The organism is Stenotrophomonas sp. Y-13 (genome assembly GCF_046267925.1).
GTDB classification, from domain to species: Bacteria; Pseudomonadota; Gammaproteobacteria; order Xanthomonadales; family Xanthomonadaceae; genus Stenotrophomonas; species Stenotrophomonas acidaminiphila_A.
In genome coordinates this window covers 82,576-97,564 of record NZ_CP176501.1, presented here as the reverse complement: position 1 = coordinate 97,564, position 14,989 = coordinate 82,576, and the positions used below count along the sequence as shown (strand labels likewise).

Genomic DNA, 14,989 nt, shown 5'->3' with positions numbered 1-14,989 from the left:
ACCGGGGGTCCCGCGCCCCGCTCCCGCCGGCGCCCCCGCGGCTGTCGCCGCGCCCCCCTTTACCCGGAGGGGGGCCCTGTCCCGAGATGTTCCCGCCTTTGTCACCGTCCCGGCTAACGCGTGCGCAATTCCTCCACCTGCTGCTCGGCGGCGCGGTGGCGGCCACGTTGCCCGGCAGGGCGCGCGCGCAGGCCAGCCGCTACGATTTCTGGTTCACGCGGCTCAAGTACGACTCCGGCGACTGGGACGTGGACGCGCGCATGCCGTCCAACCTGATCACCTCGCTGATCGACTACACCACGCTGCGCGTCGACCCTGTCGAGCATGTCGTCGCGCTGTCCGACCCGAAGATGCTGCGCGCGCCGTTCTGCTACCTGGCCGGGCACAAGCTGGTCGAGTTCAATCCGGACGAGCGCCGCAACTTCGAGCGCTACGTGCGCAACGGCGGCTTCGTGCTGGTGGACGACTGCAACCACGACATCGACGGCCTGTTCGCCACTTCGTTCGAGGCGCAGATGCGCGCCATCTTCGGCGCCGGCGCGCTGGCCAAGCTGCCCAACACTCACCCGCTGTACCGCAGCTTCTTCCGCTTTCCCGATGGCCCGCCGGCGACCACGTTCGAACTGAACGGCTGGGGCGACGACCTGGTGCACGACTACCTGAAGGGCATCGAGATCGACGGCCGCCTGGGCGTGCTCTACAGCAACAAGGACTACGGCTGCGAATGGGACTACGACTGGCGCAACAAACGCTTCCTGGCCGAAGACAACACCAAGTTCGGCGTGAACATCGTGATGTACGCACTGACGCACTGACTCCATTGGTGACCGCATGAACACCCCCGTCCACGATCTCGACTCCCTGCTGCCCCGCCTGGGCGAACTGCGCGGCGCGCTGGCGCAGGCGGTGGTCGGCCAGCAGGAAGTGGTCGAGCAGCTGCTGATCGGCCTGCTCGCCGGCGGCCATTGCCTGCTCGAGGGCGCGCCCGGGCTGGGCAAGACGCTGCTGGTGCGCTCGCTCGGCCAGGCCCTGGAACTGCAGTTCCGGCGCGTGCAGTTCACCCCCGACCTGATGCCCAGCGACATCCTCGGCACCGAGCTGCTGGAGGAAGACCACGGCACCGGCAAGCGTGCATTCCGCTTCCAGCGCGGGCCGGTGTTCACCAACCTGCTGCTGGCCGACGAGCTCAACCGCACCCCGCCCAAGACCCAGGCCGCACTGCTGGAGGCGATGCAGGAGCACACCGTCAGTTACGCCGGCACCACCTACGCGTTGCCCGCGCCGTTCTTCGTGCTGGCCACCCAGAACCCGATCGAGCAGGCCGGCACCTATCCGCTGCCGGAAGCGCAGCTGGACCGCTTTCTGCTGCACGTGCGCGTGGATTACCCGAGCGAGGCCGAGGAGCGCGACATCCTGGCGCAGACCACCGGCCGCGGTGGCGGCGCGGTGCCCAAGGTGATGGATGCCGACGCGGTGCTGGCGCTGCAGTCGGCGGTGCGCGACGTGCATGTCGGCGCCGACCTGCTGACCTGGATCACCCGGCTGGTGCGCGCCAGCCGCCCGGGCGACGGCGCGCCGGCCGAAGTGAACAACTGGATCAAATGGGGCGCCGGCCCGCGCGCCGGGCAGTCGCTGGTGCTGGCGTCCAAGGCGCGCGCGCTGCTGCATGGGCGCTTCGCCGCCACCCGCGAGGACGTGCAGGCACTGGCCGCGCCGGTGATGCGCCACCGCCTGCTGCTGTCCTTCGCCGCCGAGGCCGAGCAGAAGAGCGCCGACGACGTGATCGCCGCGCTGCTGCGCGCGGTGCCGTTGTCCACCTGATCCAGACCGGCCCGAGCCCCGCCCGCACCCACCTTGGCCGCCACCGCGCCACCGCTGATTCCCGCCGACGTGCGCAGCCGCCTGCGCGGCCTGCGGCTGCTGCCGCAACGGGCCAGCGGCAGCCGCGGTATCGGAGTGCACGCCAGCCGCAGCCGCGGCGCCGGGCTCGAGTTCGCGCAGTACCGTGCCTACGAGCCCGGCGACGAGCCGCGCCAGATCGACTGGAAGCTCTACGCGCGCTCGGACCGCTTCTTCGTGCGCGAATCCGAACGCGAAAGCCCGCTCACGGTATGGCTGCTGCTCGATACCAGCGCCTCGATGGCGCAGGCCGACCAGGCGCGGCGCGACTGGACCCGCCTGCAGGCCGCCTGCGCCCTGGCCGCGTGCGTGGCGCAACTGGCGCTGCAGCAGGGCGACGCCTTCGGCCTGATCGCCATCGGCGGCGACGGCGTGCGCCTGGTCCCGGCCGGCCATGGCCTGCGCCAGCGCGACCGCGTGCACCTGCAGCTGCATGCCCTGCGCGCGCAGGGCCGGTGGCCGGCGCACGCAACGCTGGCGCCGGTATGGGAACGCATCGCCGGCAACGACCTGGTGGTGATGATCGGCGACGGCTTCGACGACACCGCCATCACCCTGGCCGAACGCCTGGCCCGGGCCGGCCGCGATGTCGTGCACCTGCAGCTGCTGACCGCCGAGGAGCGCGACTTCCCGTTCCGCGACGGCCATCGTTTCCGCGACCCGGAAACCGGCGATGAACTGCTCGGCGACGGCGCCCTGCTGCGTGCCGGTTACCTGGCGCGCTTCGCCGAGGCGCGGCGCACGCTGGATGCACGGCTGCAGGCCGCGGGCATCCGCCATGACACCGGCTTCCTCGACGAGCCCATCGACGCCCCGCTGCAACGCCTGGCCGGTGGCCGCGGAGGCAGCGGCGCATGAGCCTGGTGTGGCTGTTCCCCGCGGGGCTGGCCGCACTGGCGGCGCTGCTGCTGCCGGTGCTGATCCACCTGGCGCGGCGCGACGAGCAGCGGCTGATCGATTTCGCCGCGCTGCGCTGGCTGTCGGCCAGGCCACGCCCGCGCCGGCGCATCCGCTTCGACGACTGGCCGCTGCTGCTGGTGCGGCTGCTGCTGCTTGCGCTGCTGGCGGTGCTGCTGGCGCGGCCGGCGCTGCAAGGCGTCGAGGACGATGCGCCGCGCGTCGCCGTGGCGCCCGGCGTGGACATCGCCGCCGCGCGCGGCGCGACGGGCAGCGGTGACGCGCGCTGGCTGTGGCTGGCGCCGGGCTTCCCCGCGGTCGATGCGGGCGCCGCGCCCCCGCCCGTGCAGCCGCTCGCCAGCCTGCTGCGCGAACTGGATGCGACGCTGCCGGCCGGCGCGCCGCTCACCGTGGTCGTGCCGTCGGTGCTGGACGGACTGGACGCGCAGCTGCCGCGGTTGTCACGCGCGGTACGCTGGCAGGTCGTCGCGGCCGCGCCGCCCGCCGCCGCAGCCACCGCCGCGCCGCCACCGCGCCTGCACATCCGCCATGACCCCGCTGGCGCCACTGCCCTGCCGTGGCTGCGGGCCGTCGGCCAGGCATGGAACGCCGCCACGCCGGCGGACATCGGCGGCGACGAGCAACCCTTCGCCGACGACGCGGGCGTGCGCGTCTGGCTGTCGGCCAGACCGGTTCCCCCCGCCGTGCAGGCATGGGCGCGCGCGGGCGGCCGGTTGCTGGTCGATGCGCGCACGCCGGTGCCGGCCGACACGCAGCGCCTGCCGGTCTGGCACGACGACAGCGGCGCGCCGGTGATCGAACAGGTGGCCGGCGGCGGGGGACGCTGGCTGCGCTGGGCCGCGCCGCTGCAGCCGGCCACCCTGCCGGTGCTGCTGGACGCCGGCTTCCCGCAGCACCTGCGCGACGTGCTGCAGGCGCCGCCGGCACCGACGCGGGCGCTGGCCGCGGCCATGGCGCCGGGCCGCGGCGCGGCCGCCTGGCCACAGCCGGCCTACGAACCCGTGCCGTGGCTGGCCGCCGCCATCGCCCTGCTGTTCCTGCTGGAACGCTGGCTCGCCAGCGCGCGCCGGCGCCGGGGGCCGCCATGAACCCGCAGGCCCTGCTGCATGGCGCGCGGCGCCGGGTATTGCTGATCGTCCTGGCCGGCGGCGTGCCGCTAGCACTGGCGGCGGGCGCGCTCGCGATGCGCCTGGCCGGTTTCGACGCCGGCAGCGTGGCCCTCACCCTGGCGCTGCTCGCCGTCGCCACTGTCGCCACCTGGCGCGCACGGCGCCTGGACACCCGCTGGCTGATCGCGCGCCTGGACCAGCAACCGCGCCTGGAGGACAGCGCCGACCTGCTGTTCGCCGCGCCGGAAACGCTGAACCCGCTGCAGCAGCGCCAGCGCGCGCGCATCGAACAGCGCCTGCGCGCGGCGCCGCCCGACCTGCGCCCACGCTGGCCGTGGCCGCGCTTGGCCGCGTGCTTCGGCGCCGCACTGCTGGTCGCCGCCGCCACCCTGCTGTGGCCGCGCGCTGCCGCGGTGGTCGCGGGCGGCCACGACGCCTCCGCGACTGCCGCTGCCCCATCCGCGCCGCCCGCGCTGCGCGGCACGCGGCTGCAGGTGACGCCGCCCGCCTATACCGGCCAGCCCGCCAGCGCCGGCGCGAAGCTCGACGCGCGCGCCCTGCAGGGCAGCCGCCTGCACTGGCAACTGCGCTTCGCACCGCAGCCGCAACAGGCATGGCTGCAGTTCCACGATGGCCGCCGGCTGCCGCTGCAGCGCGACGGCGACCACTGGCAGACCCGCGAAACCCTGCAGCGCTCCGGCCTGTACCGCATCGCCACCGAACCGGCGCTGGCCGGGGCCGGGCGCGCGTGGCGGCTGGAGGTGGTGCCGGACCGGCCGCCGCAGGTGAAGGTGATCGAACCGGTGCAGACGCTGACCCGCGCCGCGCCGCGCCAGCGCCGCTGGCCGCTGCGGTTCGAAGCGCGCGACGATTTCGGCGTCGCCGCCGGCGCGGTGCTGGAGCTCACCACCGCCAAGGGCAGCGGCGAGAACATCGACTTCCAGCAGCGCCGCATCGAGCTGGCCGGCAGTGGCCCGGCCACCGCGCGCCGTTTCGCCTACGACGTCGACCTGGCGGCGCTGGGCGTCGGCCCCGGCGACGAGGTGGTGGCGCGCCTGGGCGTGCGCGACAACCGCGCGCCGCAGCCACAGGAGGCGCGCAGCCCCAGCCTGATCCTGCGCCTGCCCAGCGCGCAGGAAGTGCAGACCAGCGACCTGGAAGGCGCAATCAAGAAAGTGATGCCAGCCTATTTCCGCAGCCAGCGCCAGATCATCATCGACGCCGAGGCATTGCTGAAGCAGCGCGGCGCGCTCGATGCGGACACCTTCACCCGGCGCGCCGATGCCATCGGCGTGGACCAGCGCATCCTGCGCCTGCGCTATGGCCAGTTCCTCGGCGAGGAGGCCGAGGGCGGCGCCAAACCGCCGCCAACCAGCGACAGCGCGCCCACCGGCGACACCGCGGCCAGTGAGCACGCGCACGACGATGGCCATGACCATGCCGAGGCCGGCGACGGCAGCGCAGCGGCGTTCGGCAGCGCCACCGACGTGCTCGCCGAGTACGGCCATACCCACGACCACGCCGAGGCCGCCACCCTGCTGGATCCGCAGACCCGCGCCATCCTCAAGGCCGCGCTCGACCAGATGTGGCAGTCCGAAGGGCACCTGCGCCAGGGCCATCCCGACCAGGCGCTGCCCTACGCCTACAAGGCGCTGGGTCTCATCAAGCAGGTGCAGCAGGCCGAGCGCGTCTACCTGGCGCGGGTCGGCCCCGAGCTGCCGCCGATCGACCTGGCGCGGCGCATGGGTGGCAAGCGCGACGGGCTGGGCAACCGCGACCTGCAGCTGGCGCCACGCACGTCCGGCGACCGCACCCCGGTGGACGCATGGCGGGCGCTGGCGGCGGCGGACGCGGCGGTCGACCTGGACGCGCTGTCGCGCTGGCTCGATGCGCATCCGCAGGCGGTGCCCGACCCACTCGACATCGCCGCCGCCATCGACGCACTGCGCCAGCAACCGGATTGCCATGCCTGCCGCCAGCGCCTGCGCGACCAGCTGTGGCCGGCGCTGCCGCGCGCCCCCGGGCCGCCGGCGCGGCGCGAGGCCGCCGACGCCATGGGCCGTCGCTACCTGGATGCCCTGGCCGCACCGCAGGAGACCGCGCGATGAGTGCCTGGCTGCCGTTGGGGGTCATCGCCCTGGCCGTGCTGCTCGCCAGCCTGCGCCTGTGCCTGCCGCCGCGACCGCCGCGCGCACGCCTGGCGGTGCAGCTGGTGCTGCAGCTGGCGGCGGCGCTGCTGCTCGGGCTGGCGCTGTTCCCGCCACGCCAGGCGCTGCCTGCCGATACGCTGCTGGTCGCCACCGCCGGCACGCGCGCGGCGGAGCTGGCGGCGGTTCGTGCCGCCATCCGGGTACGCCTGCCGGAAGCGCCGGCGCTGGCGGGGGTGGAGCGGGTACCCGACCTGGCCACCGCCCTGCGCCAGCACCCTGGCACCCGCGAACTGGTCATCGTCGGCCAGGGCCTGCCGGCGCGCGACCGCGATGCCACACTGCCGCCGCTGCGCTTCCTGCCCGGTGCCGCGCCGCAGGGCTTGGTCGAACTGCAGGCGCCGCCACCGCTCGCCCCGGGCGCGCGCTTCGAGGTGGGCGCACGCGTGCACGGCCTGCCGCAGGCGCGGGTGGAGCTGCTCGACCCGGCCGGGCATCGCGTCGCCCTCGCCGCCCCCGGTGACGACGGTCGCGTCCGCCTGGCGGCCAGCGCGCGCGACGCCGGCGACGTCGAGTTCACCCTGCGCGTGCTCGACCGCGAGGGCAGGCGGCTCGACCAGGTACCGGTGCCGGTGCGCGTGCGTCCGCTGCCGGCGCCCACGCTGCGCCTGCTGGCCGGCGCCCCAGGGCCGGAACTGAAGTACCTGCAGCGCTGGGCCGCCGACACCGGCGCCACCGTGCAGACCGGCATCCATGTCGGTGGCGGGGTGCAGCTGGGCGATGCACCGGCGGCGATCGAGCCGGCCAGCCTCGCCCGGCTCGACCTGCTGCTGCTCGACGAGCGCCGCCTGGCGGCGCTGTCCTCGGCGCAGCGCGCGGCCATCGCCGCCGCGGTGCGCGACGGCCTCGGCGTGCTGGTGCGCATGGGCGGCGCGCTGGACGCCAATGCCAGGCGCACCCTGCGTGACTGGGGGCTGGAGGTGCGCGGTGGCGAACGGACCGCCACGCTGAAGCTGCGCGACGCCGATACGGGCGCGGATGCGGAAGCAGGTACTGACGGTGGGCGCGCGCCCGCGGCGCCGGCCATCGAGCGCTTCGACCTGGCGTTCGCCAATCCCGGCGTGGTGCCGCTGCTGCGCGCCGCCGACGGCAGCGCGATCGGCGGCTGGCGTGCCGTCGGCCGTGGCCGCATCGGCCTGTTGCCGGTCGCCGACAGCTACACCCTGGTGCTGGCCGGCCACGCCGACACCCATGCCGAACTGTGGAACCAGGTGCTGGCGGTGCTGGCGCGGCCGCTGCCGGCATCGCCGCTGGCACGGCTGCCGGCCTGGGCCTGGGCCGGTGAACGCACCGCGCTGTGCGGGCTGCCCGACGGCACCCGGATCGAAGCCCCCGATGGCGGCACGACCCCCCTGCTGGCCGATCCACGCGCCGGCAACTGCAGCGGCTGGTGGCCGCGGCAGGCCGGCTGGCACCGCGTCGTCGCCGGCGATAGCAGCGCCGGGATACGGGTCATCGACCCGGCCGACGCACGCGCCCTGCACGCGCAGGCCACGCGCGAGGCCACTTCAGCCTTGCGCGGCAGCACCGGAATTACCGCAGCATCCGCGCTGCCGGTGCCCGGTCCCCGCTGGCCGTGGCTGCTGGGCTTCATCGGCGTGGCGGCGCTGCTGTGGTGGCTGGAGCGGCGGCGCCCGGCCGTCATCCGCCGTGCCACAGGCGCGCCGTAGGCCGCGACCGGTGCTTCCGCGGGGTCTCCGGCGACGCCCTGCGGCGCCCTGCGATCGCTGGCCATGACCGCCCGGCGGCGTCACCGGGCGCGGGGAGCAACAGCCAGCGGTACGGCGTCGTGCCCAGGTATTCCCCCGGCCGGAGCGCCATCCGGGCGATGCCCCGGGGGTCGCCAACTCCCGCAGCGGCACGGCAGGGTGGCGTCGCTGTTGCGGTGGCGTGCTTTTGCCTCAGCTTGCCGGACAGAGGCCCGCTTCCCCGCGAACCGGGCACCGGGTCGATGATCCCGGCATCGGGGGCAACCCGCAGCACGTACGGTGCGCCGGCCTTCAGCTCACGGGTGCCGCACCCGCCGCCGGATCGCACCCGTCCGGCTTTCGGCCTGGCACCCGGTACCCTTCCGCGACCACGACCCGTGCGCGCTGCCCGGGCGCGATGAGCCTGTCCTTGCCGGCCTGCGGCAAGCGGCAAGCGGCTGACCGGCTCGATCCGGAGCGGGCATTGGGCAAAGCACCCTGCCGCCGGCGGCAGCCGGTGCCTGGCAGGCAGGCGCGCGCAGCGGCGTGCCTGCCGTGACAGGCAACAAGGGCGGCGATCCGCGGCCGTCCGCTGGCCACTTCACCTCGTGGACAGGGCAGGCTGACGGGATACCCGCCTGCCCCGTCCAATGTCCGCCCGTTGCCTTCCGCCGCTTTTACCTGCGCGCGCTGAAGATCGGCGTCAGGTAGTCGGGGGTGCCCTCGATGCGCTGCAGCGACGGGTAGCGCAGGCCGCCGCGGTAGTCGATGGCGAACGTGCGGTACACGTCCATGTCCTTGACCAGCAGGCGGATCGGCTGCTGGCCGTCCTTTGCCGCGCGCACCGCGTCCTCCAGCTCCCCGGCGCTGTACTGCAGGTCGTTGACCGCCAGCACCTGCATGCCGCTGCCAAGGCCGGCGTTGAACGCCGGGCTGTCCCAGCGCACCTCGCCGATGCGCCCATTGCCGTCCAGCGACAGCCCCAGCGAGTAGATGAAGCTGGCGCCGCGGCCCTTCATCGTCGCCGTGTAGTAGGCGCTGGGCGTGTCGGTGTAGACCAGCTTCCAGCCGGACGCCTCGATGCCGCCGGTCAGGCCCACCCGGCGCTCGAGGCGGTCGCGCAGGAATCGCGCCCAGTCGCCGGTGGGCTGCACCTGCTCCAGCGTCGCGGCGACGTCCTCGAAGGTGTAGGTGTCCGGTCGTTGCCATTGGCCGTCGTTCTTTCCGAAGAAGGCGCGGGCGAAATCATCCAGGCTGCGCTTGCCGCTGCTGAGCCGGCGGATGCGCACGTCCGCTTCCAGCCACAGCATCTGCCCGCCCTGGTAGTAGTCCTCGCTCATCTGGTAACCGCGGTAGGGCTTGGGCTTGCGGCGCGCGATCACCGGGTCGTTGGTGGTGTCGCCCAGCGAGCGCCATTCCAGGCCGGGGCGGTTGTCGGCGTAGGTGGCCGCGACCAGCGCCAGCGCGTCGCGCGAGGCATCCAGCGGGCGGATGCCGGAACGCGCGGTCAACACGTTGCCCCAGTACTGGGTCTGGCCCTCGTAGACCCACAGCAGGCTGCCCTGCATCGGCACGTTGTAGTTCAGCGTCGCCAGGTCGGCCGGGCGCCGGTACTTGCCGTCCCACGAATGCGTGTACTCGTGGCCGAGCAGGTCGCTGCTGCCGACCTTGGGATTCCAGCCGCTGAAATAGTCGCGATCCTCGCTGTTCTCGCTGGAGCGCTGGTGCTCCAGTCCAATGCCGCCGAGCTGGCTGGTCACCGCGAACAGGAAGTCGTAGTGGTTGTAATGCTCGGCGCCGAACAGCCGGCGCGCCTGGGTCACCAGCGCGCGGTGCTGGGCGATGTGCTCGGGCTTGGCCTCCAGGTCCTTGGCGCGGTCGGCGAACACGTTCAGGCGCACCGGCCGGGTGCCGGCCGGGGCCAGATCGAAGGTACGGTGGTAGCGGCCGGCGAACACCGGCGAATCGACCAGGATCTCCAGGTTGGTCGGCGCGTAATGCACGGTGTCGCCGTCGCGGCGCTCGACCTCCAGCGCACTGGCCGCTTCCCAGCCCTGCGGGTAGCGGGCGCTGGCGCGGTAGCTGATGGCGTGCGCGGCATGGCCGGCCGGGTACAGCACCATCGCGATCCACTGCAGGTTGAGCATGTTCGGGGTCATCACCGTGCGCCCCTGCGCGGCATCGGTGGGGCTGAGGAACTGGTAGTCCATGCGCAGTTCGGCCACGCCTTCGGGCACCTGCACGTTGAAGGTGAAGACGTCGAGCGGATCGCGGGTCCATTCCAGGCGCTGGCCGTTGCCGGTGACGACCAGCCCGGCCAGCTTCTCGATCGCGCCACTGGCGGCATGGTTGCCCGGCAGCCATGCCGGATAGTGGAACCGCTGCAGCCCGGGCCGCACCGGCACGGTCTGGCGCACCTTGAACACCCGCTGGCCGAGGTCGGTGGCATCCACCTCCAGCCGGATCGTGCCCGGATAGGCCGCCTCGCTGATGGCGACGCCGCGGGCGTCGGTGGCGGGCACGGCCGGGGCGGCGTGTGCCAGGCCCAGGGCGGCCATCAGTGCCAGTCCCAGCAGGGCGGGGCGGATCGGATGCATCGGCAGGTCTCGCGTCGGTTCGGGACCGCGATGATCGCCGCAGCCGCTACCCGGCGCACGGGCCGTTAGCCATGCCCCGGCCTGCGAGAACCCCGCTCAGGTCCGCACGAATATCTCCACGCGGCGGTTGAGCTGGCGGCCGCCGGGGTTGTCCTTGCCGTCGACCTCGTTGGGCGCCACCGGCTGCGATTCGCCATAGCCGCGCGCGCTGGCGTCCTGCGCCACGCCGCGCTGGCGCAGCGCCGCCACCACCGCCTGCGCGCGCCGCTCGGACAGCGCTTGGTTGTAGTCATCGCCGCCCTTGGCGTCGGTGTGGCCGCGGACTTCGATGGCGCGGGCGGGAACCTTGGCCAAGGCGCCGGCCAGGGTGTCCAGCACCTTGCCGGCGTCGGCGCGCACCTGCGCCTTGTCGAAGTCGAACAGCACCTTGTCGTTGAGGGTCACGACGAATCCGCACGGCGCGCCGGACGGCCTGAACTTGTCCAGCAGCGGGAAGCGCCCGGCCGGCGGCAGCGGCGGCAGCGGCGCCATGCGCACCTCGCGGGCGACCGCGCCCACGGTACCGGTGCCGTCGCCGCGGTTCTCGGCGATGCCTTCGGGCCCGCCGATCCAGCGCCCGGAGCCATCGGCGCGGACCTCGATGCTGCCTTCTTCGCCCACCCACAGGCCCGAGCCATCGCCATGGTTCTCGATGTTGCCGAAGTCGCCCACCCAGGTGCCGCCCCCCTTGCCGTCCAGCTCGATATGCCCATGCTCGCCGACATAGGTGCCGGAGCCGTCGGCCCTCACCTCGAAGGTGCCGGCACTGTTGACGATGCTGCCGCTGCCATCGGGATTGACCCGCACCACATCCTCGCCGGTCACCGCCAGGCCGCTGCCGTCGGCGGCCACCTCGAACACGCCCTCGCCGGCAACGCGCTGCAGGTTGCCGACGGCATCGAGATTGGTGAAGCCGCTCTCGTTGACCAGCGCGCCGTCGGTGGCGCAGTTCGCCGGGCGCACGCTGATGCCGGCCACCGGGTCGATCAGTGCCTGCATCGAGGCTTCCAGCTGCTTCTGCGCCGGGCCGCTGCCGACGAGGCTTGGCACCATGATCGGCGGGATCGCCGGGAACTCGAAAGCGGCATCGGCCGGCGCCGCATCCGCCTGTTCCTGCGTCGCCACGGCGGCCGCCTCCGCTTGCGTGGCGGCCGGCGGTGACGACGGGCTGCAGGCCGGCAGCAGCAGGGTCAGGCAGGCCAGCGAAAGGGGGGGAAGGCGCATGCAGCAGCTCCTGGGTCGGGGAGCCGCACTGTCGGCGATGCCGCGTTCAGGCCCCGTGACCCGCCACCACCCGGGCGTCGGCGGACACCGTGCAGCGCGGGCTGCCTGCCTGCACGATGGGCATGGCCACCCCGGGACGCGGCCATGCCGCCGGCCGGAGCCCATGGCGCTCAGTCGTAGCGCACCTTCAGGCCATCCAGCTTCACCACGCCGGCCTGTTCCAGGCCGGCCACGATCGCCCCCACATCGTCGGCGCCGATCTGGTTCTGGAAGTGCGCGGCGACATGCTTCTTCAATGCGGCGAGGGTTCCCGGCCGCCCGGTTTTCGTCTTCGACAGTACGGTCTTCATCCGCGTCAGCCGCTGCATGGCCGTGGCGGGTGCCGCGGCGACCGGTGCATCGGGCAGCGGCCGCGGGGGCGCTTTGTCCACCACCACCGTCACCGCGTTCGCCTTGGGTTTCGGTTTCGGTTTCGGTTGCGCCGCGGGCACCGCGCTCACCTCGGTGGCCGCGGCCGATGCGAACAGCGGCATGCCGGCGATCGCCGTCGAGCGGCAGGCGAATATCTTCCTGCCCTTCAGGTGTTCCACCAGCGGATCGAAGCCGGTGTCACGGGAAATGATGTGGAAGAACCCACGCGGGTCGCTGGCGGACAACTGGCCGATGTAGAACGCGATATGGAAATCCAGCGCATTGGGGCCGTTGCCCGAGATGCGCACGTAATCGGCACGCTCGCGCATGGCCTGCATCTGTATCGCCAGCTCGGCCGACAGTTTGGCCTGGCCGGCACCCACGAACACCCACAGGCGGATGTCCGCGCGGTCCAGAAGCCGCAGGTCGGTGGGCTGCACGTTCTCGTGATCGATCAACACGTAGTTGATGCGGCCACTCCCCATGGACAGTGGTCCGACGGCCTCGCTCGGCATGCTGCACGCTCCCTGTTCCCCGGCCGCATCATGGCCCGACGGCGGCCGATGTTCCAATGGCGGCGGTTACCGCGCCGGCCACCCGGCCCGGCGCGCGGCGGCGTGGAAGGTCCAGGCGACGAACCGGCTCTGCTTGCTGCCCTGCGCCATCGCCACTTCACGCACCTCGAGCGCGCCGGCGCGGGACAGTTGCCGGTGCAGGTCGGCCAGGTGCTCACGCTTGGCGACCAGCGAGCTGAACCACAGCACCTGGGCCTGTACGGCCACGCTCTCGCGGATCATCCGCCGCAGGAACGAGGCCTCGCCGCCGGTGCACCACAGCTCGTTGGCCTGACCGCCGAAGTTCAACAGCGGCGGCCTGCCGCGCGGCGCGGGCTTGCCGCCGCCAAGATTGCGCAGCTTGCGCTGGCTGCCCTGCGCGGCCTCCCTGGCCGAGGCGTGGAAGGGCGGATTGCACAGGGTCAGGTGAAAGCGGTCCTGCGCCTGCACCACACCGGCGAACAGGCTGCCGCGCGCGTGCTGCAGGCGCAGTTCGATCAGCCGGTCGAGCCCGTTGCCCTGGACGTTGGCGGCGGCCGAGCGCAGGGCGACGGGATCGATGTCGCTGCCGACGAACGACCAGCCGTACTCGGCCTGGCCGAGCAGCGGATAGATGCAGTTGGCGCCCACGCCGATATCGAGCACGCGCACCCCGGGCCCGCGCGGGATCGTGCCACCGGCGTCGGCGGCCAGCAGGTCGGCCAAGCCGTGCAGGTAATCCGCGCGGCCCGGTACCGGCGGGCACAGGTAGCCGGCGGGGATATCCCAGTGGCCGATGCCGTAGTCGCTGGCCAGCAGCGCGCGGTTGAGTTCGCGTACCGCCAGCGGATCGCTGAAATCGATGCTCTGCCCGCCGTCCGGGGTGCGTCGCAGGTACGCGCGCAGCGCCGGGTTGGCCGCCAGCAGCCGTGCCATGTCGTAACGGCCCTGGTGGCGGTTGCGCGGATGCGGGCCCGCGGCCGCCGGCACGGGGCGCCGCTTCGCCGGGGGCGGAGGCGTCGGCATCGCGGAGGTGGGAGGTCAGTGGCCGGTGGCCGGCGCCGGGTCCTGCGCCTGGAAGCGCCGCAGCGGTCCGCCCTGCCCATCGGCGCGTGCGGCCAGCGCGGCGGCGATGGCCGCACACGCGTCGCGCAACACTTCGGCTTCGTTCTGGCTGGCGTCGATCACCTGCTTGCCGGGCAACTCCAGCTGCTGGAAGATCGCCCGGCAACGCTCCAGATTCTGCGCCGTCTCGAAATGGTTGGGCACGTCGCCGCGGGCGTGGATGCGCGCCAGCCCGGTGGCCGGCGGCAGGTCCAGCAGCAGCAGCAGGTGCGGCCGCGGCGCGAAGGCGTTGAGCTGCAGCAGTTCGTCCACCGGCAGCCCGGCGGCGCCCTGGTAGGCCACCATCGACGGGAAGTAGCGGTCGAGGATCACCACCGCACCGCGCGCCAGCGCCGGCACCACCAGTTCCTCGACGTGCTGGCGGCGGTCGCGCAGCAGTAGCTCCACCTCTTCCTGCGGACTCAGCCGGCCGGTCGCCGCCGAGGCCCGCAGCTGCGTGCCCCACGGCCCGTTGGTCGGCTCCTTGCTCAGCACCACCTCGGCGCCGGCCTGCTCCAGCGCCTCGGCCAGCCCCCGCGCCAGCGTGGACTTGCCGGCACCGTCGATGCCCTCGATGGCGATCAACAGGCCGCCGGGAATGTGCTCTTTCGTCATCGCGCTACTGTAGCCCAAGCGGTCCGGCGCACCCACCCTTGACGTGCCGCCGCCGGCCACCCCGCCGCGGGCCAGTGACCATCGGCCCATGCCGCGCGCCGCGACGGCCGCCACACTGCCGCGACCTGGGAAGGAGCCGGCCATGCCGCCAGCCACGATGCGCTTTCTGTTGCTGGGAATGCTGTGGGTCGCCGGCGGCGCCAGCGCGGCACCGCCGGACGCCGCCACCCTGCGGGCCATCGAGGCCACCGCCTACGACTACATGGACGGACAGCTGGAGGGCGACCCGGCGCGGGTGGCGCGTGCGCTGCACCCGGACCTGGCCAAGCGCAACCTCGTGGACAGGCCCGACGAAACCCTCGGGCTGGGCCGGATGAGCGCGGACGAACTGGTCCGCCTTACCCGCGAAGGCGCGTTGAAGACCCCGCGCGAACAGTGGCAGCGCACGGTGAGCGTGCTGCAGGTGGACGAGGACATCGCCACGGTGCGGCTGGAAAGCCCGTGGTTCATCGACCACCTGCAGATGGGCCGCTTCGACGGCCGCTGGGTGATCGTCAACGCGCTCTGGCACCGCAAGCCGCGACCGCGCAGCTGAGGCGGCCCGCTCCGTCCAACGCCCGGCCTCTTCTCTCGTCCAGACGAGGT

Annotated in this window: 12 protein-coding genes; 7 read left to right on the top strand and 5 right to left on the bottom strand. The window is 73.3% G+C overall.

Annotation, left to right across the window (positions count from 1 at the left end; translation table 11 throughout):
• Positions 1-86 precede the first annotated feature (86 nt).
• The 6 genes from ACJ7VY_RS00395 to ACJ7VY_RS00370 are packed head-to-tail and all read left to right on the top strand — an operon-like array spanning position 87 to position 7,803.
• Positions 87-815: a DUF4159 domain-containing protein gene (locus tag ACJ7VY_RS00395; protein ID WP_313256292.1), complete on the top strand. Its 729-nt coding sequence runs from the start codon at positions 87-89 to the stop codon at positions 813-815.
• A 16-nt stretch (positions 816-831) separates the two neighbouring features.
• Positions 832-1,821, top strand: coding sequence for an AAA family ATPase (locus tag ACJ7VY_RS00390; protein WP_104937665.1), 990 nt, complete (start codon positions 832-834; stop codon positions 1,819-1,821).
• A gap of 33 nt (positions 1,822-1,854) precedes the next feature.
• Positions 1,855-2,757, top strand: a complete 903-nt coding sequence (locus ACJ7VY_RS00385) for a DUF58 domain-containing protein (protein ID WP_409476120.1) — start codon at positions 1,855-1,857, stop codon at positions 2,755-2,757.
• The gene (locus tag ACJ7VY_RS00380; RefSeq protein ID WP_409476119.1) at positions 2,754-3,905 is read left to right on the top strand and encodes a BatA domain-containing protein; all 1,152 of its coding nucleotides are present in this window, start codon (positions 2,754-2,756) and stop codon (positions 3,903-3,905) included. The genes ACJ7VY_RS00385 and ACJ7VY_RS00380 overlap by 4 nt, the downstream gene beginning before the upstream one ends.
• A complete protein-coding gene (locus ACJ7VY_RS00375) occupies positions 3,902-6,034 on the top strand; it encodes a hypothetical protein (RefSeq protein ID WP_409476118.1) in 2,133 nt (710 codons plus the stop codon). The genes ACJ7VY_RS00380 and ACJ7VY_RS00375 overlap by 4 nt, the downstream gene beginning before the upstream one ends.
• The gene (locus ACJ7VY_RS00370; RefSeq protein WP_409476117.1) at positions 6,031-7,803 is read left to right on the top strand and encodes a carboxypeptidase regulatory-like domain-containing protein; all 1,773 of its coding nucleotides are present in this window, start codon (positions 6,031-6,033) and stop codon (positions 7,801-7,803) included. Before ACJ7VY_RS00375 ends, ACJ7VY_RS00370 begins: the two co-directional genes overlap by 4 nt.
• Positions 7,804-8,498: 695 nt before the next feature.
• On the opposite strand, the gene ACJ7VY_RS00365 is transcribed toward ACJ7VY_RS00370, so the two are convergent.
• From ACJ7VY_RS00365 to tmk, 5 genes are all read right to left on the bottom strand, one after another.
• Complete coding sequence (locus ACJ7VY_RS00365; RefSeq protein ID WP_313233132.1) at positions 8,499-10,418, bottom strand: peptidase M61; 1,920 nt, start codon at positions 10,416-10,418, stop codon at positions 8,499-8,501.
• A 96-nt stretch (positions 10,419-10,514) separates the two neighbouring features.
• Positions 10,515-11,681: an OmpA family protein gene (locus ACJ7VY_RS00360; protein ID WP_409476116.1), complete on the bottom strand. Its 1,167-nt coding sequence runs from the start codon at positions 11,679-11,681 to the stop codon at positions 10,515-10,517.
• Between the two features lie 170 nt (positions 11,682-11,851).
• The gene (locus ACJ7VY_RS00355; protein ID WP_237723633.1) at positions 11,852-12,607 is read right to left on the bottom strand and encodes a PIN domain-containing protein; all 756 of its coding nucleotides are present in this window, start codon (positions 12,605-12,607) and stop codon (positions 11,852-11,854) included.
• Between the two features lie 66 nt (positions 12,608-12,673).
• Positions 12,674-13,615 (bottom strand): 23S rRNA (adenine(1618)-N(6))-methyltransferase RlmF, encoded by a 942-nt coding sequence (gene rlmF, locus ACJ7VY_RS00350; protein ID WP_409476115.1) that lies wholly within the window; start codon positions 13,613-13,615, stop codon positions 12,674-12,676.
• Positions 13,616-13,666: 51 nt separating this feature from the next.
• Entirely contained in the window at positions 13,667-14,344 is a 678-nt protein-coding gene (gene tmk, locus ACJ7VY_RS00345; RefSeq protein WP_409476114.1) for a dTMP kinase, read from the bottom strand.
• Positions 14,345-14,486: 142 nt separating this feature from the next.
• Here tmk and ACJ7VY_RS00340 point away from each other — a divergent pair, with 142 nt between their 5' ends.
• Complete coding sequence (locus tag ACJ7VY_RS00340) at positions 14,487-14,939, top strand: nuclear transport factor 2 family protein (protein WP_409476113.1); 453 nt, start codon at positions 14,487-14,489, stop codon at positions 14,937-14,939.
• Positions 14,940-14,989: the final 50 nt, after the last annotated feature.

What these genes read in the sequence shown, in the direction of transcription:
- ACJ7VY_RS00395 (WP_313256292.1), top strand. Translation starts at nt 87, where the DNA reads ATGTTCCCGCCTTTGTCACCGTCCCGGCTAACGCGTGCGCAATTCCTC.
- ACJ7VY_RS00390 (WP_104937665.1), top strand. Translation starts at nt 832, where the DNA reads ATGAACACCCCCGTCCACGATCTCGACTCCCTGCTGCCCCGCCTGGGC.
- ACJ7VY_RS00380 (WP_409476119.1), top strand. Translation starts at nt 2,754, where the DNA reads ATGAGCCTGGTGTGGCTGTTCCCCGCGGGGCTGGCCGCACTGGCGGCG.
- ACJ7VY_RS00375 (WP_409476118.1), top strand. Translation starts at nt 3,902, where the DNA reads ATGAACCCGCAGGCCCTGCTGCATGGCGCGCGGCGCCGGGTATTGCTG.
- ACJ7VY_RS00370 (WP_409476117.1), top strand. Translation starts at nt 6,031, where the DNA reads ATGAGTGCCTGGCTGCCGTTGGGGGTCATCGCCCTGGCCGTGCTGCTC.
- ACJ7VY_RS00365 (WP_313233132.1), bottom strand. Translation starts at nt 10,418, where the DNA reads ATGCATCCGATCCGCCCCGCCCTGCTGGGACTGGCACTGATGGCCGCC.
- ACJ7VY_RS00360 (WP_409476116.1), bottom strand. Translation starts at nt 11,681, where the DNA reads ATGCGCCTTCCCCCCCTTTCGCTGGCCTGCCTGACCCTGCTGCTGCCG.
- ACJ7VY_RS00355 (WP_237723633.1), bottom strand. Translation starts at nt 12,607, where the DNA reads ATGCCGAGCGAGGCCGTCGGACCACTGTCCATGGGGAGTGGCCGCATC.
- tmk (WP_409476114.1), bottom strand. Translation starts at nt 14,344, where the DNA reads ATGACGAAAGAGCACATTCCCGGCGGCCTGTTGATCGCCATCGAGGGC.
- ACJ7VY_RS00340 (WP_409476113.1), top strand. Translation starts at nt 14,487, where the DNA reads ATGCCGCCAGCCACGATGCGCTTTCTGTTGCTGGGAATGCTGTGGGTC.